The organism is Stutzerimonas stutzeri (assembly GCF_024448985.1).
Lineage (GTDB): Bacteria > Pseudomonadota > Gammaproteobacteria > Pseudomonadales > Pseudomonadaceae > Stutzerimonas > Stutzerimonas stutzeri_AP.
This window is the reverse complement of the sequence record NZ_JAMOII010000010.1, coordinates 1-23,764: the sequence shown is the minus strand read 5'-3', so window position 1 is coordinate 23,764 and position 23,764 is coordinate 1. Positions and strand designations below refer to the sequence as shown.

At 56.2% G+C, this 23,764-nt stretch carries 23 protein-coding genes and 1 pseudogene; 20 read left to right on the top strand and 4 right to left on the bottom strand.

The window, feature by feature from the left end; genetic code table 11:
- Positions 1 to 271 precede the first annotated feature (271 nt).
- Together NA647_RS12555 and NA647_RS12550 are read left to right on the top strand one after the other, a co-directional pair.
- A complete protein-coding gene (locus tag NA647_RS12555) occupies positions 272 to 946 on the top strand; it encodes a heavy metal response regulator transcription factor (protein ID WP_008569962.1) in 675 nt (224 codons plus the stop codon).
- Positions 943 to 2,316, top strand: a complete 1,374-nt coding sequence (locus NA647_RS12550; RefSeq protein ID WP_003292663.1) for a heavy metal sensor histidine kinase — start codon at positions 943 to 945, stop codon at positions 2,314 to 2,316. Before NA647_RS12555 ends, NA647_RS12550 begins: the two co-directional genes overlap by 4 nt.
- 122 nt (positions 2,317 to 2,438) lie before the next feature.
- On the opposite strand, the gene cadR is transcribed toward NA647_RS12550, so the two are convergent.
- Positions 2,439 to 2,843 (bottom strand): Cd(II)/Pb(II)-responsive transcriptional regulator, encoded by a 405-nt coding sequence (gene cadR, locus NA647_RS12545; RefSeq protein ID WP_003292662.1) that lies wholly within the window; start codon positions 2,841 to 2,843, stop codon positions 2,439 to 2,441.
- A gap of 92 nt (positions 2,844 to 2,935) precedes the next feature.
- Between cadR and NA647_RS12540 the strand changes: the two genes are divergently transcribed.
- Positions 2,936 to 3,826: a cation transporter gene (locus tag NA647_RS12540; RefSeq protein ID WP_021210268.1), complete on the top strand. Its 891-nt coding sequence runs from the start codon at positions 2,936 to 2,938 to the stop codon at positions 3,824 to 3,826.
- Between the two features lie 193 nt (positions 3,827 to 4,019).
- Here NA647_RS12540 and NA647_RS12535 read toward each other — a convergent pair.
- Together NA647_RS12535 and NA647_RS12530 are read right to left on the bottom strand one after the other, a co-directional pair.
- A pseudogene (locus NA647_RS12535) lies at positions 4,020 to 4,145 on the bottom strand (arsenic resistance protein); the annotation flags it as partial.
- Positions 4,146 to 4,179: 34 nt separating this feature from the next.
- A complete protein-coding gene (locus NA647_RS12530; RefSeq protein ID WP_003298796.1) occupies positions 4,180 to 4,677 on the bottom strand; it encodes an HAD family hydrolase in 498 nt (165 codons plus the stop codon).
- Between the two features lie 170 nt (positions 4,678 to 4,847).
- On the opposite strand from NA647_RS12530, the gene tnpA reads away from it, so the two are divergent.
- The 17 genes from tnpA to NA647_RS12450 all read left to right on the top strand — a co-directional run bounded on the left by tnpA (position 4,848) and on the right by NA647_RS12450 (position 22,891).
- The gene (tnpA, locus tag NA647_RS19695; protein WP_003284819.1) at positions 4,848 to 5,165 is read left to right on the top strand and encodes an IS66-like element accessory protein TnpA; all 318 of its coding nucleotides are present in this window, start codon (positions 4,848 to 4,850) and stop codon (positions 5,163 to 5,165) included.
- Positions 5,162 to 5,497: an IS66 family insertion sequence element accessory protein TnpB gene (tnpB, locus tag NA647_RS12525; protein WP_010562499.1), complete on the top strand. Its 336-nt coding sequence runs from the start codon at positions 5,162 to 5,164 to the stop codon at positions 5,495 to 5,497. The genes tnpA and tnpB overlap by 4 nt, the downstream gene beginning before the upstream one ends.
- Positions 5,498 to 5,558: 61 nt before the next feature.
- Positions 5,559 to 7,106, top strand: a complete 1,548-nt coding sequence (gene tnpC, locus NA647_RS12520) for an IS66 family transposase (protein ID WP_256057984.1) — start codon at positions 5,559 to 5,561, stop codon at positions 7,104 to 7,106.
- 411 nt (positions 7,107 to 7,517) lie between these two features.
- Positions 7,518 to 9,881: a heavy metal translocating P-type ATPase gene (locus NA647_RS12515; protein WP_256057983.1), complete on the top strand. Its 2,364-nt coding sequence runs from the start codon at positions 7,518 to 7,520 to the stop codon at positions 9,879 to 9,881.
- An 82-nt stretch (positions 9,882 to 9,963) separates the two neighbouring features.
- Complete coding sequence (locus NA647_RS12510) at positions 9,964 to 10,341, top strand: hypothetical protein (protein WP_100549739.1); 378 nt, start codon at positions 9,964 to 9,966, stop codon at positions 10,339 to 10,341.
- Positions 10,342 to 10,435: 94 nt separating this feature from the next.
- Positions 10,436 to 11,689, top strand: coding sequence for a TolC family protein (locus tag NA647_RS12505; RefSeq protein WP_100549738.1), 1,254 nt, complete (start codon positions 10,436 to 10,438; stop codon positions 11,687 to 11,689).
- Positions 11,686 to 13,131 carry an efflux RND transporter periplasmic adaptor subunit gene (locus NA647_RS12500; RefSeq protein WP_100549737.1) on the top strand — a complete coding sequence of 482 codons (1,446 nt, stop codon included), beginning with the start codon at positions 11,686 to 11,688 and terminating at the stop codon, positions 13,129 to 13,131. Before NA647_RS12505 ends, NA647_RS12500 begins: the two co-directional genes overlap by 4 nt.
- The gene (locus tag NA647_RS12495; RefSeq protein ID WP_100549736.1) at positions 13,128 to 16,286 is read left to right on the top strand and encodes an efflux RND transporter permease subunit; all 3,159 of its coding nucleotides are present in this window, start codon (positions 13,128 to 13,130) and stop codon (positions 16,284 to 16,286) included. Before NA647_RS12500 ends, NA647_RS12495 begins: the two co-directional genes overlap by 4 nt.
- Positions 16,283 to 16,693 (top strand): copper-binding protein, encoded by a 411-nt coding sequence (locus tag NA647_RS12490; protein WP_100549735.1) that lies wholly within the window; start codon positions 16,283 to 16,285, stop codon positions 16,691 to 16,693. Before NA647_RS12495 ends, NA647_RS12490 begins: the two co-directional genes overlap by 4 nt.
- A 140-nt stretch (positions 16,694 to 16,833) precedes the next feature.
- Positions 16,834 to 17,151, top strand: a complete 318-nt coding sequence (locus NA647_RS12485) for a co-regulatory protein PtrA N-terminal domain-containing protein (RefSeq protein ID WP_045423048.1) — start codon at positions 16,834 to 16,836, stop codon at positions 17,149 to 17,151.
- Positions 17,152 to 17,181: 30 nt separating this feature from the next.
- Entirely contained in the window at positions 17,182 to 17,439 is a 258-nt protein-coding gene (locus NA647_RS12480) for a DUF2933 domain-containing protein (protein ID WP_041015594.1), read from the top strand.
- Between the two features lie 23 nt (positions 17,440 to 17,462).
- A complete protein-coding gene (locus NA647_RS12475; RefSeq protein ID WP_041015593.1) occupies positions 17,463 to 17,693 on the top strand; it encodes a hypothetical protein in 231 nt (76 codons plus the stop codon).
- Positions 17,694 to 17,793: 100 nt separating this feature from the next.
- Positions 17,794 to 19,167, top strand: coding sequence for a heavy metal sensor histidine kinase (locus NA647_RS12470; protein ID WP_256057981.1), 1,374 nt, complete (start codon positions 17,794 to 17,796; stop codon positions 19,165 to 19,167).
- A gap of 204 nt (positions 19,168 to 19,371) precedes the next feature.
- Positions 19,372 to 20,964 (top strand): hypothetical protein, encoded by a 1,593-nt coding sequence (locus NA647_RS12465; RefSeq protein ID WP_256057980.1) that lies wholly within the window; start codon positions 19,372 to 19,374, stop codon positions 20,962 to 20,964.
- 393 nt (positions 20,965 to 21,357) lie between these two features.
- On the top strand, positions 21,358 to 21,846 hold the full coding sequence (locus NA647_RS12460; RefSeq protein WP_226930360.1) for a c-type cytochrome: 489 nt from the start codon (positions 21,358 to 21,360) through the stop codon (positions 21,844 to 21,846).
- A gap of 14 nt (positions 21,847 to 21,860) precedes the next feature.
- On the top strand, positions 21,861 to 22,316 hold the full coding sequence (locus NA647_RS12455) for a DUF305 domain-containing protein (RefSeq protein ID WP_100550036.1): 456 nt from the start codon (positions 21,861 to 21,863) through the stop codon (positions 22,314 to 22,316).
- The gene (locus NA647_RS12450; protein ID WP_221103347.1) at positions 22,316 to 22,891 is read left to right on the top strand and encodes a DUF6692 family protein; all 576 of its coding nucleotides are present in this window, start codon (positions 22,316 to 22,318) and stop codon (positions 22,889 to 22,891) included. The genes NA647_RS12455 and NA647_RS12450 overlap by 1 nt, the downstream gene beginning before the upstream one ends.
- 394 nt (positions 22,892 to 23,285) lie before the next feature.
- Here the strand turns inward: NA647_RS12450 and NA647_RS12445 are convergent, their stop codons facing one another.
- Complete coding sequence (locus NA647_RS12445) at positions 23,286 to 23,615, bottom strand: four-helix bundle copper-binding protein (RefSeq protein ID WP_100550038.1); 330 nt, start codon at positions 23,613 to 23,615, stop codon at positions 23,286 to 23,288.
- Positions 23,616 to 23,764 lie beyond the last annotated feature (149 nt).

The window sequence follows — 23,764 nt, the reverse complement described above, 5'->3', positions numbered from 1 at the left end:
AAGATGTGTTTCAGGCGCCCATCAGGGCGCCTTTTTTCGTTTGGTGCACCCGCTCGCGCTGCGGGTCAACCAAATGACCGGTAGATTACAAATTCGCAAGATAGCCCTCACAGGGCTTTTACCGCGTTAAAGTGCTTCCCGCTTCCCTGGGCAGATCTTTTCGCCTCTGCCTTTCACGCTAGAGCCAAGCCGCTTTCGTCTTGACCTAGTTACTACATGGATTTTTTTGGTTCCGCTTACCGCGCACCTCCTTGCCGAGTTACCTCAAAACATGCGCATCCTGGTTGTCGAAGACGAGATCAAAGCTGCGGAATACTTGCAGCAGGGTCTTATCGAATGTGGTTACTTGGTCGATTGCGTAAGTGATGGCCTCGATGGGTTTCACCTGGCACTGCAGAACGACTATGACATCGTGCTGCTAGATGTGAATCTGCCAACCATGGATGGGTGGGAGGTTCTCGAACTCATCAGGCGGCGTAAGCAGACACGCGTCATCATGCTGACTGCCAATGGCCGCTTAGAGCAAAAAGTCCGCGGCTTGGAATCGGGCGCCGACGACTATCTGGTCAAGCCGTTCCAGTTCCCCGAGCTGCTTGCCCGTATCCGGACACTGTTGCGGCGAGGCGAGGCAGTCACACTTCCGAGCAACCTGCGTGTAGCCGACCTCGAACTGGACCCGGCCCGGCATAGGGCTTACCGGAGCGGTCAGCGTATCGACCTCACCAGCAAAGAATTTGCGTTATTGCATCTGCTCATGCGCCGGACTGGCGAAGTCCTCACGCGTACGGAAATAACTGCCATGGTGTGGGACATCAATTTCGACTGCGATACCAATGTGGTGGATGTTGCGATTCGTCGCCTGCGGATGAAAGTGGACGAACCCTTCGGCGATCGCCTGATACACACCATCCGGGGTGTGGGCTACGTGCTGGAGGCGCGGCCTTGAAGCCACTCAGCCTCGCATCGCGTCTCGCGCTTCAAATCACACTGACCGGCGCCGCTTTGGTCGCGCTGCTGATTGCACTGAGCTACTGGGTACTGGTGCGCCAACTGGAACTGCGCGCCCAGGAGGAAGTGACGGCCAAGCTCTCTCAGATCGATCATGGACTCCTCGAAGACACCAAAGCCCGTATGGGCCGCTCCTGGCAACACGCATTGAGCGATACCGTACTCGGCCATGACAACCTTTCGATTACGGTCATCGGCGATACAGCGAAATCACCCATTTTCAGTATCGGCCGATTCGCCAATGCGCCGCAGCAGCTGGATCTCGTGAGCAGGGACGGCGACTATCTTGGCTGGACAACGAAAGATGGCGTGCAGATGCTAACCGGGCGCAAGCAAATCCAAGTCCCGGGACTGGCTCCAATGACGCTTTTACTTTCGCAAGATCGCAGTGCCGATCAACGGCTGGTGGCTGCATTCCTGCGCTCGGCCTTAGTGACCGTGCCGATGCTACTGATATTGATCGGATTGGCTGGATGGCTAATCGCCCAAAATGGCTTGCGGCCGCTTCGCAAGTTCCGGGCCTTGGCGACTAAGGTATCTACACAGGATCTATCACCTCGAATCCGCACCGATCGGCTTCCGCAAGAGCTCCAGGCATTGGCGCACAGCCTCAACGTAATGCTTCATCGACTCGATGACGGCGTTCAGCAACTGTCACAATTCTCGGACGATGTGGCTCATGAGTTAAAAACTCCGCTGAACAACCTGATAGGCAAGGCGCAGGTGACTTTGGTGCGTGAGCGAAGCAAGGAGCATTATCGGGAGGTGATCGAGTCGTCGGTTGAAGAACTCGAACGCATGGATCGAATCGTGTCAGACATGCTGTTTCTCGCCCAGGCCAGCCACGCCAGCCCAGCACTGAAGCTCGAACAATTATCTTTAGGAAGCGAGGCGAGGCGCGTATGTGAATACTTCGAAGTCCTTGCCGAAGAAGCGGGAGTCGCTACGACAGTAACGGGCGATGCCATGATTTTGGGAAATCGACTTATGGTCCAGCGGGCCATTTCCAACCTGCTATCCAACGCGCTGCGGCATTCAAATACTGGCAGTACGGTCGAACTTAAGATCCTTGAGGAGGACGTAGACATCGTCTCGCTGGCTGTCACCAATCATGGCGCGACTATCGAATCGGATCATCTCCCACATCTGTTCGACCGCTTTTACCGCGTTAACGGCATACAACCTCGCGGGGCAGGATTGGGGCTAGCGATTGTCCGCTCAGTGATGAACCTCCACAAAGGCCACGTGGCCGTCGCCAGCAAAGACGGTCGGACCACGTTTGAACTCACGTTTCCTCGGCAGGCCTGACTCAAAGTGATACCGCACGGAGACAGCCATCACTACGAAGGGGCAAAAACCACAGGGACAAACAACCATTTCGAGGGCATGCGCGTTGGCCGGGTAACCAGGCCCGCAAGCCCCAACGCCGTTCATTTAATGCATGCGTCCTCGCTAATTCCGGCGAGAATGCCGCAAGCCTCAACTTCCCGCCCATCGTTGCAATTAGCCCGCAGTGAAACGAGTTGTCGTTCGAGTGATTGCAGAGCGGTTATCTGGGATCTGACTTGAGAAATGTGATCATCGAGTAAGGCATTGACGGCCGTACAAGGCTGGCGAGGGTCATCCTGGTAGCTTTGGAGTGCGTGAATCTCTGGAAGTGACAGATTCAAGATTCGGCAGCGCCGGATGAAAGCTAGCCGCTCGCCATGCTTCTCGGTGTAGACACGATAGCCGTTCGCCTGGCGATCAGGCGGTGGCAACAAGCCCTGCTGCTCATAGAAGCGGATCGTCTGTGTATCAATCCCTATTAGCCTTGCTAACTGACCAATGCGCATCGTGTGAATCCTCATCGGCTCTGCGTTATTGACCTTATAGTAGCTATAAGGCTTTTAATGATCCCATCTTCGATTTCAAGTGGAGCCGTATCATGAGCAAGTCCGATGGTCCCTGCGGCTGCGATGCGACGCCAGCCGCTGATGCCGATGTGCAAAACCCTTCCGATACGACGGGGCAATGGGTCAGTGTTTACGCCGTGCCCAAGATGGATTGTCCATCAGAAGAGCGAATGATCCGCTTGGCGCTGAATGGTTTGGACGGAGTTCGGAAGCTGACTTTTGATCTGTCGGACCGTCGGTTAGATGTCATGCATGACAGTGCCGTTGAGCCCATAACCAAAAAGCTGGCGACGTTAGGGCTAGGCGCCACTCTTCAGAAAACTGTCGCGGCAGACCCAGAGATGATCAAAGCCGCCGAAAATCCGGCGAACTCTACACAGGAATCCCGCTCCCTACGTTTACTGCTAGGCATCAACGCCTTCATGTTCGTGGTAGAGATGACTGCTGGCCTGATCGCCAGGTCCGCAGGTCTGATTGCCGATTCGCTCGACATGTTCGCTGACGCGGCAGTGTACGGCCTGGCCCTTTATGCGGTTGGGCGCAGCGTCAATCTGCAGGTGCGTGCTGCACACCTTGCTGGTGTGCTCCAGCTGATTTTGGCCCTCGGCGTGCTCGTAGAGGTGGTCAGACGCTTTATATTCGGCAGCGAGCCCGAGTCGCTGATAATGATGGCCGTCGCGTTCCTGGCATTGCTCGCCAACACGGGTTGTTTGCTGCTGATTTCCAAACACCGGGAAGGTGGTGCTCACATGAAAGCGAGCTGGATATTCTCCGCCAATGATGTGGTCATCAACATGGGGGTTATAGTCGCCGGAGCGCTCGTCGCTTGGACTGGGTCAAACTACCCAGACCTGATTATCGGTACCGTTGTGGGATTCATCGTTCTAAACGGCGCTCGGCGTATTCTGGCGCTCAAGAGCTAAAGAAGCTCCCGTTACAGAAAAAGGCGTCGTCATGCCTCTAAGCCATCCGGGTCTAGCGGCGTCAGCTAAAACTGGCGACGCAGCTTTAGCCGTTAGCGGATGGTGGGTATTGTAGAACGTGGGCTGCAAAGTCCATCAGCGAGACGAAGCCGCACTGATCGGCTTTCCTTCACGCTGTTGGTGGTAGCCCCGCTTAACCAATCAGCTCTACGAATGCCTGAGTGATCACAACCGCTGCGGCCAATGCGCGAACGGACTTTGGGAGCGCCATCGTCAGGAAAAGCACTACAAGCGAGTTGTGAGTGCTTGAACTGAAGGCCGATAGCTGGAGGCGACCTCGATGTGCGCTAGTGCTACGTTCTAGTGACAGTCCCCGTGCCCAAAATGTGGTCTGCAAATTCGATCAGGCTAGCTAATCGGTCAGGACCACGGATGGCATCGCGCTGGAGGTGGAAGCCATGCATTCCCAGCCTTTCGGGACCGAACACATCGGCCTCCAATGTATCGCCGATCATTGCAATGGAAGACGCTTTGCAACCCAACCGCTTTAGCAGATGTTCGTAGATCGCTGGCTCCGGTTTGATCGCGCCCACCTCGAAGCTCCAGGCATAGGCGTCAAACTCAGGCAGTAGCAACTTGGCAGGTATGGCATAGGGGGTAGCCAAGTTGGAGCACAGCGCCACTTTCAGCCCCGCTCTCTTAAGGCTTTCCAGTGCCCGCAGGGCATCATCATAGGGACGCACGCTGGCCAGTTCCGCGTAGAGATCAAGCTCCAAAATAGCAAGCTCATCGTTACCTAGTTGTGTACCAAACAGGTCGGCGGCGCCGGCCAGCCCCAAGTTTCGTGTCATCAATGTCCTGGCATCATCGGCCCTAGGTTGACGACCTTGGCTGCGTACCTGTTTTAAGAGCTTGCGAAATGTAAGCGTCCAGCCAAGTCACCTTCCGAACTCCAGCATTAAGGGCGATGGTGTCCGCGTATTTTTAAGCGGACGCGTTCGTCCTTAACGTTAGGATTTCCATGCGCCAACGAAGCTCTTACCCCAAACCGTTCAAGGTCCAGGTCGTTCAGGAATGCCTACAACCGGGTGCGACCGTCTCCAGCGTTGCCATCCGCCATGGCATCAACGCCAACGTCATTCGAAAATGGCTACCGCTTTACCGAGATCAGCTACCCGCGGTGTTGCCGGCGTTCGTTCCATTGAGGGCTACGCCCAAACGGCCGACTGCAGCATCGGTGATTATTGAGCTATCGCTTGGCGAGCAGTCAGTCACAGTGAAATGGCCAGTGTCCGATCCTGACGGCTGCGCCCGCTTTGTCCGGGGGCTTGCCCCGTGATCCGCATCGATAGCATCTGGCTTGCCACTGAGCCGATGGACATGCGCGCCGGCACCGAGACCGCATTGGCCCGTGTAGTGGAGGTATTCGGTGCGGCGAAGCCGCACTGTGCTTATCTGTTCGCCAACCGCCGCGCCAACCGCATGAAAGTGTTGGTGCATGACGGTGTAGGGATCTGGCTGGCCGCGCGGCGATTGAACCAGGGCAAGTTTCACTGGCCAGGCATCCACCGCGGCTCGGAAGTTGAACTCGACACCGAGCAGCTTCAGGCTTTGGTGCTCGGTTTACCTTGGCAGCGGGTTGGTGCAGCCGGTGCGATCACAGTGTTGTAGCGCCGGCCATTAGCCCATCGCTTTATCTGCGCTGATCGCCTGCTCTGGCACAATCAGCGGCATGACTTCCTCGCCCAATCTCGACCAACTGACACCTGAGCAACTGCGCGCACTCGCTGCGCAGTTGCTGTCGCAAGTCGACACGTTGGGTAAGACGGTTGAAACGATGGGCAAGAAGATCGACCGCGATCAAACCGTCATCGAGCAGCTCACCCATGAAATCGCCTGGTTCAAGCGACACAAGTTCGCCAAGCGTAGCGAGCAACTAAGCCCTGACCAGGGCAGCCTGCTGGATGATTTGCTCGACACGGACATTGCCGCTATCGAGGCGGAACTGAAAACCCTCAATCCTCCGGCGGCTCCGGCTGAACCCCGCCAACAGCCCAAGCGCGCACCGCTGCCAGCCCAGTTTCCGCGTACTGTGATCCGTCACGAGCCGCCGAACACTCAATGCGCCTGCGGCTGCCAGCTGCAACGCATCGGCGAAGACATCAGCGAAAAGCTGGATTACACGCCGGGCGTGTTCACCGTCGAACAGCACGTGCGTGGCAAATGGGCCTGCCGTCAGTGCGAAACACTGATCCAGGCGCCGGTACCAGCCCAGGTGATCGACAAGGGCATCCCCACTGCCGGCCTGCTGGCTCACGTGATGGTGGCCAAATTTGCCGACCACCTGCCGCTGTACCGGCAAGAGAAGATCTTTGGCCGTGCAGGCCTGGCCATCGCCCGCTCGACGCTGGCGCAGTGGGTCGGACAAATCGGCGTACAGCTCCAACCATTGGTCGACGCCCTGCGCGAGGCGGTACTGGCGCAAGGCGTGATCCACGCCGACGAAACCCCCGTGCAAATGCTGGCCCCTGGCGAGAAGAAAACCCACCGGGCTTACGTCTGGGCATACTGCACCACACCCTTCGCCGACCTGAAGGCCGTGGTGTATGACTTCAGCCCCAGCCGGGCTGGTGAGCATGCGCGCAATTTTCTGGGTCAGTGGAGTGGCAAGCTGGTCTGCGACGACTTCGCCGGCTACAAGGCCAGCTTCGAGCAGGGCATCATCGAAATTGGCTGCATGGCCCACGCCCGCCGCAAATTTTTCGATCTGCACGCAGCGAACAAAAGCCAGTTAGCCGAACAGGCGCTGCACTCCATTGCCGGGCTGTATGAAATCGAGCGGCAAGCACGGCACATGAGCGATGAAGAACGCTGGCGAATACGCCAGGACAAGTCTTCACCGATCCTCGATGCGCTGCATGAATGGATGCTGGCCCAGCGTGATCGAGTGCCCAACGGATCAGCCACGGCGAAAGCCTTGGATTACAGCCTCAAACGCTGGCTGGCTCTGACTCGCTATGTCGAAGATGGCTCTGTGCCCATCGACAACAATCAGGTCGAGAACCAGATTCGACCATGGGCCCTTGGACGCTCGAACTGGCTGTTTGCCGGGTCGCTGCGCAGCGGCAAACGGGCGGCGGCGATCATGAGCCTGATCCAGTCGGCGCGGATGAATGGGCATGATCCGTACGCCTACCTGAAGGATGTGCTGATGCGGCTGCCGACACAGCGGGCCAGCGAGATTGGCCAACTACTGCCGCATCAATGGGCACCCGCCTGAATTACGCAAGGTGAGTTCGGCAGACGCTTACTGCGAAATGGCCGCCGTCGTTCACTGATTTGCAGGAGTGTGCCATAGACATCAAAAATTACGGCTTCTATCAAAACAGAGCACCTGCGCTTAGGCTTTGCACGGTTCGGTATTCATTAAAAGAAAGCGGCCGGGCTTCGGATAAGGGAGGCATAGGCTAGGCCAGCAAGCGGTATTCGCGCGAGCTACTTTTTTCAGCAGCTCGCTTCAGCATTCGTACGACCTGACATACCGGAGAACCTGACAGAAATGTAATGGTTACTTCAGCCTTTGGTCAGGACGCTTTGCATATATTGGTTGTCGGACGCTGTAAGCATCGGAAAAACCACAAACGTCCCCGCAGTAGGCTGTTCGTTGCTAACCAATCCATAAGGAGCCCGCATGACCTCCTCGCATTGCCATCATCAGCCTGACCAAACGAAAGGCTCTGCAGGACTCACAGACCCCGTCTGCGGGATGAAGGTGAAAGAGGACAGCGAGCATCAAGAGCACTATCAGGGAAGCACTTACCGCTTCTGCAGCCAGGGTTGCCAGACCAAGTTTCGTTCTGATCCTGCTAGATATCTCACTGCACAGCAGGCTCATGGGTCATCGCCTCAGGCATCCACGCCGCCCGCACAGAAGGCGTCCGCCGGTGATGCAACGACCGAGTACACCTGCCCGATGCACCCTGAGATCCGCCAAATGGGTCCAGGTGATTGCCCTATCTGCGGGATGTCATTGGAACCTCTGATCCCTGAACTCGACGAGGAGGAGAATCCCGAACTCAAGGACTTCTCGAAGCGATTCTGGTGGTCTCTGCCCCTGACCGTAGCAGTGACCCTGTTGGCCATGGCGGGACATGCACTTCCGCTGTTTCACGGCGCTAGCCAGAACTGGGTTGAACTAGCCCTTACGACCCCGGTTGTCTTGTGGGCAGGCTGGCCATTTTTCGTGCGCGGTTTCGCATCTGTTAAGCATCGCAGCCCAAACATGTGGACGTTGATCGGGCTTGGCACAGGGGCTGCGTATATTTACAGCATCGTAGCAACCGTCTTACCGAGCATATTTCCAGAATCATTCACAGTGGGCGGCCGGATAGGCGTTTATTACGAAGCCGCCGCGGTCATCATTTCCCTGACGCTTTTAGGGCAGTTGCTCGAATTGAAGGCCCGCTCCCAGACGTCCTCGGCAATCAAGTCCTTGCTTGGCCTATCGCCCAAAACAGCTCGCCGTATCGCCAAGGATGGTTCCGAGGAGGACATTCCGCTTACACATGTTCACGAGGGTGACCATCTGCGCGTTCGTCCTGGTGAAAAGGTACCGGTGGATGGAGAAGTATTGGAGGGCGAGAGCGCCGTCGACGAATCCATGCTAACGGGCGAGCCCGTCCCGGTGACGAAGCGGACAGGCGATGCGCTCATCGGCGCGACGATGAACACGAGTGGCTCGCTTGTCATGCGAGCCACTAAAGTTGGCTCCGGGACCATGCTTTCACAAATCGTCCAGATGGTTGCGAATGCACAACGCTCAAAAGCACCCATGCAGCGGATGGCGGACACGGTTGCTGGTTATTTCGTGCTGACGGTCATCGGGATTGCGCTGTTGACCTTCTTTGCATGGGGCCTGTTCGGACCCGAGCAGGGCTGGGTATTCGGCCTGATCAATGCAGTTGCGGTTCTGATTATCGCTTGCCCTTGCGCACTTGGCCTGGCGACGCCTATGTCGATCATGGTTGCCACAGGCAAAGCGGCTGGAAGCGGAGTGCTTTTCAGAGACGCAGGCGCCATCGAGAATGTCCGTAAGGTAGACACGCTGATTGTCGATAAAACTGGAACGTTGACCGAGGGCCGACCTGTTTTCGATCGGGCGGTAGGCGTCACGCCGTTCGATGCTCAGGAAGTCATCCGTTTGTCTGCCAGCTTGGATCAAGGTAGCGAGCATCCCCTAGCCCACGCCATCGTGGACCATGCGAGAAGCGAGGGTATTCAGTTGGTAAAGCCTGAAACCTTCGAGTCAGGGTCAGGGATCGGGGTCCGTGGTCTGGTGGAAGGCAAGCAGCTACAGCTAGGCAACACCGCTCTTATGGAAGACGCGGGTGTTAGCGTCGAGCCGTTGAAAGACCAAGCAGAAAAAATGCGCGAAAGCGGTACCAGTATTGTGTACCTGGCTGTTGATGGGGCACTTGCCGGCTTGCTGGCCGTATCGGACCCAATTAAACCGACTTCCAAGGAAGCTGTAGCTCGGCTCCAAGCGGAGGGCGTGCAAGTCATCATGGCCACCGGCGACGGGCTTACCACTGCCCGCGCGGTGGCTCGTGAGCTATCGATCGATGAAGTGCATGGCGAAGTGAAGCCGCAGGACAAGGAGGCGCTGGTGGTTAAGCTACAAGCCCTCGGTAAAGTAGTCGCCATGGCAGGCGACGGAATAAATGATGCGCCCGCTCTCGCTAGGGCTGACGTAGGCATTGCGATGGGTACGGGTACTGACGTGGCGATGAACAGTGCCCAAGTTACGCTGGTTAAAGGTGACCTGATGGGAATACTTCGCGCCCGTACGCTTTCGGTGGCAACAGTTCGCAATATGCGTCAGAACCTTCTGTTTGCCTTTATGTATAACGGTCTGAGCATCCCGATTGCTGCAGGGCTGCTCTATCCGTTCTTTGGACTGTTGCTGTCTCCGATGATTGCTGCCCTGGCCATGAGCCTTAGCTCAGCATCGGTTGTGTTTAACGCTCTCCGGCTCCGTCAAGCGAGTGTAGTTTGAACCGTGCCGGCTTAGGCTTCGGTTGCGAAGCGATCGATTGCCTCATTGATTGCTCATGAATTGCCCCGTAAGCTGAAAAAATATGAAGTCCTACATGCGCTCCTTCCTTATCCTGCTGCTAGTGCTTGCGCTTCCGATCAACGGGATGGCGCAATTGCTCATGCCGGTTGGGTCGTCAGCGCATCATGTAATGCTTGATATGGAAGGCATGGAGGCCATGGCAGCCAGCCACGCGTTGATGTCTGGCGTCAGCGGCGCTGAGCCCGAGTGCTGTGAAGGGCATGAGCAAGGGAAGACGACCGTCTGCAAGACGGGGCAAGAATGCAAAACCCTCAGCCTCCTTCAGATCGTTGCTGCGAAGGCGCAGCTGGTCCCTGCTGCTAGACCCGTGACCACGCCCTATAACGACCAAATCCCTTCTCGTCTTCTGGACGTAGTCTGGCATCCACCCCGCGTCTGATCCCGATCAAATTCTAGGAACCGCCCGGATGTGAAGATTCGGGCCGGCTACCGCGCGCCTTTGGCTCGCATGGAAGATCAGGAACTCTTTTTTAATGAAACCCCGTATCCGCTGGGCGCCTCCCTACGTGGCCGCCTTGATCATGGGCGCGCTCTCATTTTCCGAGCTCGCATCAGCTCTAACCTTAGAACAAGCCCTGAGCTTGGCCGAGCAAGACGCGCCTTCGCTGGATGCGCAAGCCGCCAATCTCCAAGCCGCGCGCAACGCTGCAATCCCTGTCGGCGAGCTCCCTGACCCCAAACTTAGACTTGGGCTGCAAAACGTACCCATTGAAGGTGACTCACGCTGGCAATTGGACCAAGAGGCCATGACCATGCAAATGGTTGGGGTCATGCAAGATGTTCCAAACCGAGCGAAAAGGCGCGCCCGTGTCGAGGCTGCGCAGGCTAGTGTTGCGCTCGCAGACGTTCAGCAAACCATTGAACGTCTCAGCGTGCGCCAGGCTACTGCCGAGGCATGGATCGCTAGCTTCGCGGTCGAGCAGAAACTGAGTCTTTTCAAACAGCTCTACAGTGAGAATCAGCTGTTTTCCCGGGCCGTTCAGGCGCGCATTGCCGGCGGCGGTGGGCAAACCGCAGACAGCGTACTTCCGAAGCAAGAGGCAGCATTGCTTGCTGATCAAGAGGATGAGCTGATGCGCAACCAGGTTGTTGCGCGGGCCGACCTCCGCCGTTGGATAGGCGAGCCAGCAGACCAGCCGCTTACAGGCGACTGGCCGCGATGGCTTACCGACGTTGATCACTATCAGCACAACCTGAACCGCCATCCGGCTTTGCTCGCCTTCGACCCGATGACTCGTGAAGCTGAGGCAAAAGTTCGCCAGGCCATCGCTGAGAAAACACCGGACTGGAGTTGGGGAGTCGATTATCTACGTCGCGGCAGAGAATACGGCGACATGGTCAACCTCAGCGTCAGTTTCGACCTGCCGCTGTTTACCAGCTCTCGGCAGGATCCAAAGATCGCGGCTGAGCGAGCGCGCCTCACACAGATCGAGGCGCAGCGTCAGGCGATGTTGCGTATGCATAACCAGGAGCTGGCCGCCGACCTGGCTGAATATCAGCGCCTTGACCGCGCATTCGCACGTGTTGAAGAAACCCTACTGCCACTCGCCGAGGAAAAGGTCCGCCTTGCCATGGCGGACTACCGCGCCGGGACCGGCGAACTGACCGCAGTGATCGATGCGCGCCGCCAGCTCGTTGAGACTCGCCTGCGTCGTATTGACGTAGCCCGCGACCGATCGCTGAGCAACGCCCGCCTGCATTTTGCCTTTGGAGATACCCGACCATGACATTTCTACTCAAGCGGCTGGCCGTCGTCCTAAGCCTTCCGCTGATTATCGTTACTGTGGGCATTGTCGGTCTGTCTACCTCTGTGTTTGCGCAAGCGGAAGGCGAAAAGGAGGTGCTTTATTGGTACGACCCCATGTATCCGCAACAGAAATTCGATGAGCCAGGCAAATCCCCCTTTATGGATATGGACCTGGTTCCGCGCTATGCCGATGAAGGCGGTGACGGGGCGTCGATGAGCATCGATCCGAGCGTGACGCAGAACCTGGGTATGCGCCTGGCGACCGCAACGCGCGAATCGATTAGCCAGTCGCTCGAAGCGACAGGCGCATTGATGTTTGACGAGCGAGACGTGGCTGTCGTGCAAGCGCGCTCCGGGGGCTTCGTCGAGCGCGTTTACGACCGAGCGCCGGAAGACGTCATTGAAAAAGGCGCGCCGTTAGCCGATCTTTTGGTTCCCGAATGGGCTGCTGCACAGGAAGAGTACCTGGCGCTCAAAGGGATTGGCCAACCCCAACTGCTCGCGGCGGCCCGACAGCGGTTACGCCTTGCCGGCATGCCGGCAGATGTCATTGCTCAGCTGGAACGCACCGGTAAGGCGCGCCCCGTATGGACCGTAACGAGCCCGATCGGTGGCGTGTTGAACAGTCTCGATGTCCGCGAGGGCATGACCGTCCCCGCCGGCGCCTCTCTCGCACGCATCAATGGGCTGGACTCGGTTTGGCTAGAGGTTGCGGTGCCTGAAGCGCAGATCACAAATTTAGCGCCGGGGCAGTCGGTGACAGCCCGCCTCCCTGCTTTTGCGGGTGAAACGCTGGAAGGCACGATCCAGGCGGTACTGTCGCAAGCCAACCTGGATAGCCGCACTGTGCGTGTCCGGGTCGAACTGCCCAACCCGCAGCAGCGGCTTCGCCCCGGCATGACGGCCGAGGTGACATTGAGTCGCAACGTTGAAGATGCCTTGGTCATCCCGTCCGAGGCGGTCATTCGCACCGGCCGGCGCGCATTGGTGATGCTGGCTGAGAATGAAGGCCGTTACCGCCCAGTTGAGGTCCGCATCGGTCGAGAGTTCGATGACAAAACAGAGGTGCTCGACGGGCTGGAAGCCGGTCAGCAGGTCGTGGCGTCCGGTCAGTTCCTCCTGGATTCAGAGGCGAGCCTACGCGGGCTGACCGCTCGGGGTCTGGAGCAGACGGCACCGCCTGTCAAACCTGCTTTGCACGAGGCTGAAGGTACGATCGTCAGCCTGGAAGATGGCCTGGTTGGCCTGTCGCATGGGCCGTTCAAGACGCTGAACATGCCTGGGATGACCATGTCCTTTCCGGTTGCCGATCAATCTCTGCTGTCAGGCTTGCAAGTGGACGACCGTGTCCGTGTTGGCGTGCGTGAAAGCGACGAAGGCCTGGTCATCGAGCGCATCGAGAAGCTCGGGGGCCAACAATGATCGCAGCCATAATCCGCTGGTCAGTGGCCAACCGCTTTCTGATCCTACTGGCTACTGTGTTCGCGGTGGCTTGGGGTGTCTGGTCGGTCAAGAACACCGCTGTTGATGCGTTGCCTGACCTTTCCGACGTTCAGGTCATCATCCGCACGCCATACCCGGGGCAGGCGCCTCAGATCGTTGAAAACCAGGTCACCTACCCACTGACGACGACCATGCTGTCTGTCCCCGGCGCGAAGACAGTCCGCGGCTACTCCTTCTTCGGGGATAGCTACGTGTACGTCCTGTTCGAGGACGGCACCGACCTCTATTGGGCCCGTTCGCGGGTGCTGGAGTACCTGAGCCAGGTGCAGAGTCGGCTTCCCGCCGCCGCCAAACCCGCCTTGGGACCTGACGCCACGGGTGTCGGTTGGATCTACCAATATGCTTTGGTAGACCGAACGGGCAAACATGACCTCTCGCAGCTGCGCTCTGTGCAAGATTGGTTCCTGCGCTATGAACTCAAGACACTGCCCAACGTGGCGGAAGTCGCGCCCATAGGCGGGATGGTCAAGCAGTACCAGGTGGTACTCGATCCCGTACGCATGGCCAGCAGAGGCGTTACGCAGCAGCAGATCGCAAAGGCGATCGATGAGGCCAACCGTGAAACCGGCGGGAGTGTTCTGGAACTCGCCGAAACCGAGTTCATGGTCCGTGCGACCGGGTATCTCAAGACACTCAAGGACTTTCGAGCCATTCCTTTGCGTCTCGAAGGCGGCGTGCCTGTGACGCTAGGGGACGTTGCGCATATCCAGCTCGGCCCGGAAATGCGCCGGGGTATTGCCGAGCTTGATGGCGAAGGTGAGGTAGTCGGTGGAGTCGTGATCCTGCGTAGCGGCAAGAACGCTCGGGAAACCATCGCTGCCGTTCAAACCAAGCTCGATGAGCTCAAAGCGAGCCTTCCCGAAGGCGTCGAAATCGTCACGACGTACGACCGTAGCAAGCTGATCGACAGTGCCGTTGAAAACCTCACGCACAAGCTCATCGAGGAGTTCATTGTCGTTGCGTTGGTTTGCGCGATTTTTCTGTGGCATCTGCGCTCGTCGTTGGTCGCCATCGTGTCGTTGCCGATCGGCATCCTGATTGCTTTTGTGATCATGCAGCGGCAAGGCATCAACGCCAACATCATGTCGTTGGGTGGCATCGCGATCGCCATCGGAGCGATGGTCGATGCAGCAATCGTCATGATCGAAAACGCCCACAAGCACATTGAGGCCTGGCACAAGCGGCATCCTGACTCCACCTTGAAGGGCCAGGAGCACTGGAAGGTCATTACTGACGCGGCTGTTGAAGTGGGGCCGGCATTGTTCTTCAGCCTGCTGATCATCACGCTGTCGTTCATTCCAGTGTTCACCCTGGAGGCGCAGGAAGGCCGGCTGTTCGGTCCACTGGCGTTCACCAAAACCTATGCAATGGCAGCGGCCGCGGGTCTGTCGGTAACACTGGTTCCGGTGCTCATGGGGTATTGGATACGGGGCAGGATTCCGGATGAACACCGCAATCCACTCAACCGTGGCCTCATCTGGATCTACAAGCCGGCCCTGGACGCGGTACTGCGCTGGCCCAAGATGACTCTGCTGGTGGCTGTTCTGGTCTTCCTGACAGGCTTGTGGCCGGCCTCTCGCCTTGGTGGGGAGTTCTTGCCCCCGCTGGATGAAGGTGACCTCCTTTATATGCCCACTGCGCTTCCAGGCCTCTCCTCTCAGAAGGCTTCTGAGCTACTGCAGCAGACGGACCGGCTCATAAAAACGGTTCCAGAAGTTGCACACGTGTTCGGTAAGGCTGGTCGAGCCGACACCGCTACAGATCCCGCCCCGCTGGAAATGTTCGAGACGACCATTCAGTTCAAGCCGAAGGATCAATGGCGCCCTGGGATGACGCCTGACAAGCTGGTTGAGGAGTTGGATCGCACCGTACAGGTACCTGGATTAGCCAATCTGTGGATCCCGCCGATTCGAAACCGTATCGATATGCTGGCGACGGGTATCAAGAGCCCGATCGGGGTGAAAGTGTATGGCACTGACTTGGCACAGATCGACAAAGCCACCCAGGCAGTGGAAAAAATCGCCAAAACGGTGCCTGGGGTCAGTTCGGCGCTTGCTGAGAGACTGACCGGCGGCAGGTATATCGATGTGGATATCGATCGTGTCGCCGCCGCACGCTACGGCCTGAATATCGCGGACGTGCAATCGATCGTGGCCGGTGCCATCGGTGGTCAAACCATTGGTGAAACCGTGGAAGGGCTCGCCAGGTATCCGATCAACCTCCGCTATGGCCGCGAGTGGCGCGACTCGATATCCGATCTGCGCAACCTACCGATCTACACGCCGCAAGGCAGCCAGATCACGTTGGGGACCGTGGCCAAAGTACAGGTGACAGACGGACCGCCCATGCTTAAAAGCGAAAACGCAAGGCTGTCGGGCTGGGTTTACGTCGATGTTCGTGGCCGCGACATGGCGGCTGTGGTGGGCGATCTGAGGGAAAAGATCAGCAAAGGGGTCCAGCTCGAATCCGGCATGAGCATCAGCTATTCCGGCCAATTCGAATTCATGGAGCGCGCTAACGCGAAGCTGAAGCTCGTCGTTCCGGCTACCTTGCTGATCATTTTTGTATTGCTCTACCTAACGTTTGCCCGCTTTGGCGAGGCGCTGCTCATCATGGCTACGCTGCCATTCGCTCTGACCGGGGGCGTCTGGTTCCTATATCTGCTCGGGTACAACCTATCCGTAGCGACAGGAATCGGATTCATCGCACTGGCAGGCGTTTCTGCTGAGTTCGGCGTCATTATGCTGCTGTATTTGAAGAACGCCTGGACGGATCGGGTTAACGCTGGAGCCCATGGCGAAGGCGTCCTGCTCGACGCCATTCGTGAAGGTGCTGTCCAGCGAGTGCGCCCCAAGGCCATGACCGTCGCCGTGATCATCGCTGGCCTGCTGCCCATCCTTTGGGGCGGCGGGACCGGCAGCGAAATCATGAGCCGTATTGCCGCGCCCATGGTGGGCGGGATGATCACCGCGCCGTTGCTCTCCCTGTTCGTTCTGCCGGCAGCCTACCTGCTGATGCGCCGCCGACAATTGCAGGCCCAGCACGCAACCAAACCCACTGGAGAACATCCATGAATATCAAGCACATCACTCTCGCCACACTGTTTCTGGTACCGGCCGCCTATGCTGCTGACAAAGAGCCTATGCAGGGTATGCCGATGGATCACAAAAGCATGAACATGCCGATGGATCACAAAAGCATGAACATGCCGATGGATCATAAAGACATGGATATGCAGATGGGCCAGAAACCAGCCGGACAGACGGCCACTGCGACCGGCACGGTCAAGAAGGTAGATACGGAAAAGGGAACCGTCACTATTGCCCACGGCCCGGTCGAGGCGCTGGGTTGGCCATCTATGACGATGGGTTTCAAAGCGAAGCCTGATCAGCTCCAAAAGTTAAGAGAAGGAGACCAGGTCGAATTCGAGTTCACCTCGAAAGGCATGGATTCCACCATTACGCGTATCGAAAAACGGTAAGCACAGAAAGCGACCGCCGCAGACGCGGCGGTCGTACCAACAAAAAAATGAGCGATTACAGCTTTGTAACCTTGGCAACAGCTTCTTGTAAGTAGCAAGCCTTTAATCTACAGGCATCAACTAACCAAGAGGTGCAAACCATGAACCGTATAACCAAAGTAATCGTTCCTTTTATTCTGACCGTTGCGTCTTCTCTTGCAATGGCCGAAGGCGGAAGCGATCGGACAATGCATCGCCTAAATGATCCTGCAGGATCCAATCTCACTCTTAAAGAGCTTGTCAAAGAAGGCAAAGTGCTGAGCATCGCACCTGCAGGGGCGACCGGTACGACTGAAATGATTCAGAACTATCGGACTACTGCAAAAGTTCAGACATATGAAATGAAGGTAAAGACCCCAGACGGGGAGATTCATACGGTGGAATTTTTGAGCGCACCGGTAGGCGTAAACAACGGCTAACCTGCAAATTAAATATTCGAGGGTAATGATATGAGCAGCCTGTTTTCGAGAATGAAAAGTGTACTGCAGCGCAATCCGATCGTGACCGGTCTAACCGTAGCTGTGGTTGGCTACATGCTCCTGAACCAAAGCACTGGGGCGTTGGCAACGACGCTGCCAAGCCTGCTCTTTCTCTTGCCCTGCTTGTTGATGATGGTCGTATGCATGAAGCATATGTCTAGCGGTAAGTGCGACAAGCCCAAGGAGCCCAACGTTGGCGAAAGCACCTTGTTAAGCAAGAGCGAATAACCCACTGAACTTGGAGATTTAACATGCGAAACACCATTACAGTAACAGCAATTGCAATCACCCTGGCGAGCGGACTGAGTTTCGCAGCGGCAGATAAAGCGGACCAAAGCCATTCAGAAACCGGCATGATGAGCGGCGACAAGCATATGGAAATGATGGGCGACATGCGTGGAATGATGAAAGAGTGTCGTGAAATGATGGAGGCGGCCAAAGCCGGCCACTCGCAAAATGGGGAAAACCCAGACGCTGCCTAGGATACGAGAGTGCGAGCAACTATGATCGAAGCAGGTCGGGCACCTTTTCTGGGTGCCCACCTGCTTTTTTGTGCGTGATGGCCTAACCAGGACCGTACTGATGGGAAAAGTGTCACTGACGAGCAGAATGGCGATAGCTTTCATGCTCGTGGTTACGGTTGTGCTGTTGGCCGCCGCAATCAGCTTCAATTATTTTTGCCAGCTCCATTTCGAACGCAAAGACGCACAGGTGCTGAATGAAAAGGCTGCTGCAGTAGAGCGTATGCTACGCGGCAGTTCAGAATTCGGGCCTGAGACCGCTTCAAGGATCGATGCCGTTATTGAGCACTCCTTTGGCTTCGCGACTGCGGTTGTAGTAGACGGTAAGACGGTTTACTCCCATCACAATCTGTCTGAGAGCTTGCTACCTCTTGTCACAGACATCCAAGAGGAACGCTGGACGGTAAGTTTCGGTGGCCACCAGTACAGCGGAATTACCAGAAAAGTAAATCGGTGGGTAGAAGGGCAGGACACTGTTATCTATTTGGCTTTGGATGTAACGCACCGAATCCACTTCTTCGATATGATTCAGCAGTGGTTTGCTTATACGCTTGTCGTTAGTGCACTTCTGAGTGGCGCGTTAGGTGTTGTTCTGATCAGGAAAGGCTTAAAACCAATAGACGAACTGTCCAAGACTTCTTCTACGGTAACCGCCCACTGCTTAGATACCAGAATTCCAACCGAGTCGGTGCCAGGCGAGCTGCATGAACTCGTAGACAACTTCAACGAAATGCTTTCGCGCTTGGACGACTCTTTTCTCAGATTGTCAGGTTTCTCAGCGGATATCGCGCATGAGCTAAGAACGCCGCTGAACAGCATGCTTACCCAAATGGAGGTCGCGCTCTTGCGCGACCGCGAGAATACCGACTACAAAGACATTTTGTATTCCGCCCTCGAAGAACTTAGGCGCATGTCAAAGATGGTCGATGACATGCTGTTTCTCGCCAAAGCGGACAACGGGAAGATTACGCCCAATGCCGAAGATGCCAGCATGGCTGAGATTACCGCGAGCGTTATCGAATATTACGAGCTTGCAGCCGAGGACAAAAAGGTAGAAATCGCGCTTTCAGGCGATGGATCGGTACATGGCGATAAATCGATGCTGAGACGGGCCGTCTCAAACATAGTCTCTAACGCAGTTCGATATGCAGAGGAAGGCAGCACCATCAGCGTTGAAATAAGCGAGAGCGGTGGCTCGGTTTGCACAGCCATATCCAACCGAGGCACAACGATTCCAGCCGAGCTTCAGGCCCGAGTGTTTGATCGATTCTATAGGGTCGACACCGCAAGGCGCGAAGGAACCACCATGAATGCGGGCCTCGGCATGGCTATCACTCGTTCGATAGTCGAAGCGCACAAAGGGCGCATCGCTTGCGAATCAGCTGAGGGGCATACGACTTTCACAATGACGCTTCCAAAGCTTATGTCTAGTTAATGGCAGAGTGCCAGCAACGACCCTGACCTACGCTCATAGAAACGCCAGGCTGAACCGAAAGAGGCCGAGACTTTCGAAGCTGTATGTTTGGTTCTGGAGGTTCCCGTGCAAGCGTCCTCATCGAGAAAATGCGGTACGACAGCCGCAGCGCTCAACGAAGCGTGCTTCTGCGTAAGCCTAGATCAAGCTGCGCTCGCAGACGCATTGACTGAACAGCTTGGGGATCCAGAGCTGTCGGAGCTATTGAAGTCACGTTGCCCCCATGTATTTGCTGCACGACCGGTCTTTGTTTCATCCTTGCAGCTGAGCCAGGTGAGTGAGGTTATTCAGGCCATCGAGCAGACCGTGAGCTTGCCGGGTTGGCGAGAGCATGCTCTGGATTCTGCGCCTCCTATTGCGCGACACGACCCTCGGGGTGCGCGGGGCGTCTTCTTTGGCTACGATTTTCATCTGGAAGAGGACAAGCTGGGGCTTATCGAAATAAACACAAATGCGGGCGGAGCAATGCTAAACGTATTGCTCGCCCGCGCTCAGCGCAGTTGTTGCAGCGGCGTAGTCGGACTATCGCCAGGTCAGGAAGGGGCCGACGGCTTCGAGCAGTCGATTCTGGATATGTTCGTCCAGGAATGGTCTGCGAGCGGCGAGCAGGCACCGCTCAAGCGCGTGGTGATTTTGGATGAAAGCCCACAAGCCCAATACCTGTACCCGGAGTTTCTTCTTTTTCAGCGGTTATTCGAGTCAGCAGGAATCGACTGCATAATCGTAGACCCAGCCGATCTAGCCTTTCACAACGATTGCCTCATGATCGACGGAAAGCCTGTGGATCTCGTCTACAACCGACTCACCGATTTCTATCTGGAACGCGACAATTGCAGCGCGCTGCGCAGCGCTTATTTGGCTGATGTCGTGACGGTAACGCCACACCCTCAGGCCTATGCCCTTTACGCCGACAAACGCCGGCTGGTTGACCTAACCAACACACTTTTTTTGGAAGAGATTGGCGTCGATCAGCAAGTCCGAGCCGTGTTGGCCCAATACGTCCCGCTTACTGTCCCGGTCGAGCATCGCAATGCGGAGCAACTCTGGGAGAGACGCCGCAGCCTCTTTTTCAAGCCTGTTAGCGGTTTTGGTAGTCGCGGGGCATACCGAGGAGACAAGCTCACCAAGCGTGTGTGGGAAGAAATCGTTGGCGGAAACTACGTGGCCCAGTCCCTCTTGGCTCCTGGCGAGCGTAGAACTATCGCTGACCCTCAGGTACGACCAATGAAGTTTGACCTGCGCGCATACGCTTATGCTGGCAAGGTGCAGTGGAACGCTGCCAGGGTCTACCAAGGCCAGACAACCAACTTCCGAACAGAGGGGGGCGGTTTTGCTCCTGTGTTTACCTTAGGTGAGGAAGAGGAGCGAACCGGTTCCACAGAGCAGCGGTCGCACGCCTCGTTCACGTTCTTGCTTGACGAAACCGGCGCCGTAGATGAACTGCCGCACCCACAATATCTGGCGTTGGTTCGAGCTGAAAAGGCTACCTCAACGCTTGCCGGTAAACGTTTCCGATTGGCCGACTGGTATGTGGCAATAGAAGATGGCCGTCCTTCCAAAGTCATCCGAGAATGGTACGGCTGGGTAGCGTTCGACGAAGCTGGTGGTTACCACCCTGAAGCTGATTCGCCGAACTGCAAGTCAGACAGTGCAGGCAATATAGACTCATCCGCACTACCGACACCGGAAGAGCACGATCGAATCGAGAGATTGTTGTTTCAAGCGAATAATGGCCTGTCTTGCAAGCCCCTGAGATAGGCCTAGGGCGCTCGTCTCAGCGAGCAGGCCCATCAGAATTGTACCGTCCAATGATTCATGCCGCTCAGGCCGGTCAGACTCGACTCCATGCCCATGTTTCGTCTGCTTTCTTATAATTAATTTAACGCCCTATTGGTTCATTCTTCGATAGCGTCAGCGCGTCAAGTCCACTTATCAAACCCGCGCTACCTAATGGGCGCTTAAGCTGGGTGATGATTACATTTCTGTAAGCTTCCAAAAAAATCGAAACCTCACAACTCTCGACTTGTCCTTTTTAAGTGACACCGCAGGCTGGTTTCTCTTCCTCAAACAAACCAATGGGCGAGGTACACAGTGAGGTCGAACAAGAAATGTATAGCTACTGGTGTAGCCGCTGGGATCGCTGGAACCCTGTTGCTGGGTGCTATTGTCGGGATTACCGTTGTTTACACGGGGGCCTATAACGTCGCAGCGACGGAAGACCATCAACCATTAGTGCGCTGGGCTTTGGACACGACTATGAAATCGTCGGTTGCGGATGGTGCATCTTCCATTAAACCGCCCGCGCAATTCAGTGCAAAAACGGTTTCTGAAGGTGGCAGTGCTTATCAAGCCATGTGCCAGCATTGCCATGGGGCACCCGGTGTTGAGAAAAGCGAGTGGGCTCGGGGAATGCTGCCGCAGCCCCCACACCTTCCCGACGTAGTTCCTGAATGGAAAGCCAATGAGGTGTTCTGGCTGGTGAAGCACGGCGTTCGAATGAGCGCAATGCCCGCGTTCGGCCCGACCCACAACGACGACGAAATCTGGGCGATAACAGCATTCGTGATGCAGCTTCCAGGCATGACTGCGCAAAAATACGCTGAGTTTGGAAAAAACGATTCGGCCGTAGCCCCCCATTAAAGAGGAACTAGTTCATGCAAATGTCTTACTGGCGCTTTGCAGCGATGATAGCAACTTCGACCCTCATCATGTATGGCGTTATGTATTTAAATACATACGCATTTGAACATGTTCTATGGAGCGAGACCCGCGTTTGGATGGCGTTAGTGATGGGCGCGGTGATGGCCGTAGTTATGCTCGCATTCATGCTTAATATGTATAAACGAAAATCGGTTAATATTGCCATATTCGCAGGCAGTGCAGCGGCCTTTGCTATTGCGCTGTGGCTTGTTCGTAGCCAGGCAACGGTAGGCGACACGGAATACATGAAGGCGATGGTTCCCCACCATTCCATAGCTATCATGACAAGCGAGCGCGCTCAGATTTCAGACCCTCGGGTCCGCAAACTGGCTGACGAAATCATTGAGGCTCAGCGCCGAGAAATAGCTGAGATGAAGTTTCTCATCCATGATCTAGAGAGGGCTAACTGATGCAACTGTATCGAGCACCCGCTATAGCCCGGGCCATTCTTCCCAAGACCATCATGACGACCTTCGCTCTGGCACTCACTGCTTGTGGTGACCCGGCTCCTGGTGAAGGCCTGGATAAGCCAACAATGCGGCCCCCCCTACCTGAAGTGGTAAGCGCCCGTGACGCTATAGGAAGTCCCGACATTCCGTCTATTGACCCGCAAACCCTTGATCAAGCGGAAGTAGACAAGGTACTCGGCTCAGGCCCTTACTGCACTTTCGTTTATACCGCGGAAAGCCCACCCGTAGTCGCGATCAAGCATGATGGGGAAAGCGGGGGCGCCAAGGGGGTTATAAAAATTCATGGCAAGTTGGTACAGCTGTCCAGCGAACCAACTCAAGGCTATTCTGCGCTCTTTGGCGGGGCCTCCCTCGCCGCCGAAAGCATCAACGTCAATGTAGCGTTGGGGAAAGACGGGGCCGTGCAAAAGCCTACAGGCGAAAAATCTATCGCAGATCTGAATTTTGAGCTTGATCAGGGCCTGATGATTGGCTATCGCGGATGGTACGCCTGCGAGAAACCGCCGCGGAGTTAAGTACTAACGCGTCACGCAGGTCGACGGGCTCCACATGGAGGCGCAGCCGGCTCTCCACGCCCGTTTCATCCCCATAGACCCGAAGCAAAGACCACCCATCGCGGCATAGCAAGGCTGAAAAAAACGCGACGTTGCGCTACCGGCGGTTGTAGGACATAGCTGGCTCGATCCTCCTCAAGGGGAATGCCTTGCGCTTTGAGGGTGAGCAAGTCTATCTGCTAAACGAAATGCTGCTGGACACAGATCGATTCGATCTTGGCTATTGCGAGTTTCGTATGCGCTTTTTTGATAAGCCTTGTACGTCTGATATCAAGCGCGCGAAGTTTCTTATTGTTCTCCCCAAGCGGCTCTGGCACACCAATCTCGGTTGTGCCAGAGCAGGAGTAGATAGGCGTTACGCAGCCATGCGCTCGCATTCTTCAGCGCACTTCATACACGCTTTGGCACACTCTTGGCAGTGATCCACTTGATGTTTTGCGCATTCCTCTCCGCATGCACGGCAGATCTTGGCGCAAAGAGCACAAAATTCTTTAGCGTACTCACTTTCGCGACTCATCAGTGTGGCGGCCAACCTACAAATGTCCGCGCAATCGCGGTCAAGCTCGATGCAGCGAGCCATCATTTTTACGTCATCCTCACGCAGGCAAGCAGAGGCGCACGTTTCGCATACTAGGGCACAGTTCGAACAAGCTTGGATACAGGAAGCGAACATTGAGTTTGTCATTGTGTTCTCCAGGTTTCGAAAGTTGTATGTCGCCGGTGCCTACTAGCCGAATACACCCATAAGCGTATTAAGCAGGCACAAAAAATACGACAGGCTCCTATCTAACCCGTTTCGACCAACTTCATTACAATGCTGTAAGGTTCGTCCAA

Coding starts and splice junctions, on each gene's coding strand:
- NA647_RS12450 (WP_221103347.1), top strand. CDS start 22,316: ATGCAACTGTATCGAGCACCCGCTATAGCCCGGGCCATTCTTCCCAAG.
- NA647_RS12510 (WP_100549739.1), top strand. CDS start 9,964: ATGAAGTCCTACATGCGCTCCTTCCTTATCCTGCTGCTAGTGCTTGCG.
- NA647_RS12505 (WP_100549738.1), top strand. CDS start 10,436: ATGAAACCCCGTATCCGCTGGGCGCCTCCCTACGTGGCCGCCTTGATC.
- NA647_RS12455 (WP_100550036.1), top strand. CDS start 21,861: ATGCAAATGTCTTACTGGCGCTTTGCAGCGATGATAGCAACTTCGACC.
- NA647_RS12500 (WP_100549737.1), top strand. CDS start 11,686: ATGACATTTCTACTCAAGCGGCTGGCCGTCGTCCTAAGCCTTCCGCTG.
- NA647_RS12515 (WP_256057983.1), top strand. CDS start 7,518: ATGACCTCCTCGCATTGCCATCATCAGCCTGACCAAACGAAAGGCTCT.
- NA647_RS12475 (WP_041015593.1), top strand. CDS start 17,463: ATGCGAAACACCATTACAGTAACAGCAATTGCAATCACCCTGGCGAGC.
- NA647_RS12490 (WP_100549735.1), top strand. CDS start 16,283: ATGAATATCAAGCACATCACTCTCGCCACACTGTTTCTGGTACCGGCC.
- NA647_RS12445 (WP_100550038.1), bottom strand. CDS start 23,615: ATGACAAACTCAATGTTCGCTTCCTGTATCCAAGCTTGTTCGAACTGT.
- NA647_RS12485 (WP_045423048.1), top strand. CDS start 16,834: ATGAACCGTATAACCAAAGTAATCGTTCCTTTTATTCTGACCGTTGCG.
- NA647_RS12495 (WP_100549736.1), top strand. CDS start 13,128: ATGATCGCAGCCATAATCCGCTGGTCAGTGGCCAACCGCTTTCTGATC.
- NA647_RS12470 (WP_256057981.1), top strand. CDS start 17,794: ATGGGAAAAGTGTCACTGACGAGCAGAATGGCGATAGCTTTCATGCTC.
- NA647_RS12480 (WP_041015594.1), top strand. CDS start 17,182: ATGAGCAGCCTGTTTTCGAGAATGAAAAGTGTACTGCAGCGCAATCCG.
- NA647_RS12540 (WP_021210268.1), top strand. CDS start 2,936: ATGAGCAAGTCCGATGGTCCCTGCGGCTGCGATGCGACGCCAGCCGCT.
- NA647_RS12555 (WP_008569962.1), top strand. CDS start 272: ATGCGCATCCTGGTTGTCGAAGACGAGATCAAAGCTGCGGAATACTTG.
- tnpA (WP_003284819.1), top strand. CDS start 4,848: ATGCGCCAACGAAGCTCTTACCCCAAACCGTTCAAGGTCCAGGTCGTT.
- NA647_RS12530 (WP_003298796.1), bottom strand. CDS start 4,677: ATGACACGAAACTTGGGGCTGGCCGGCGCCGCCGACCTGTTTGGTACA.
- cadR (WP_003292662.1), bottom strand. CDS start 2,843: ATGCGCATTGGTCAGTTAGCAAGGCTAATAGGGATTGATACACAGACG.
- tnpC (WP_256057984.1), top strand. CDS start 5,559: ATGACTTCCTCGCCCAATCTCGACCAACTGACACCTGAGCAACTGCGC.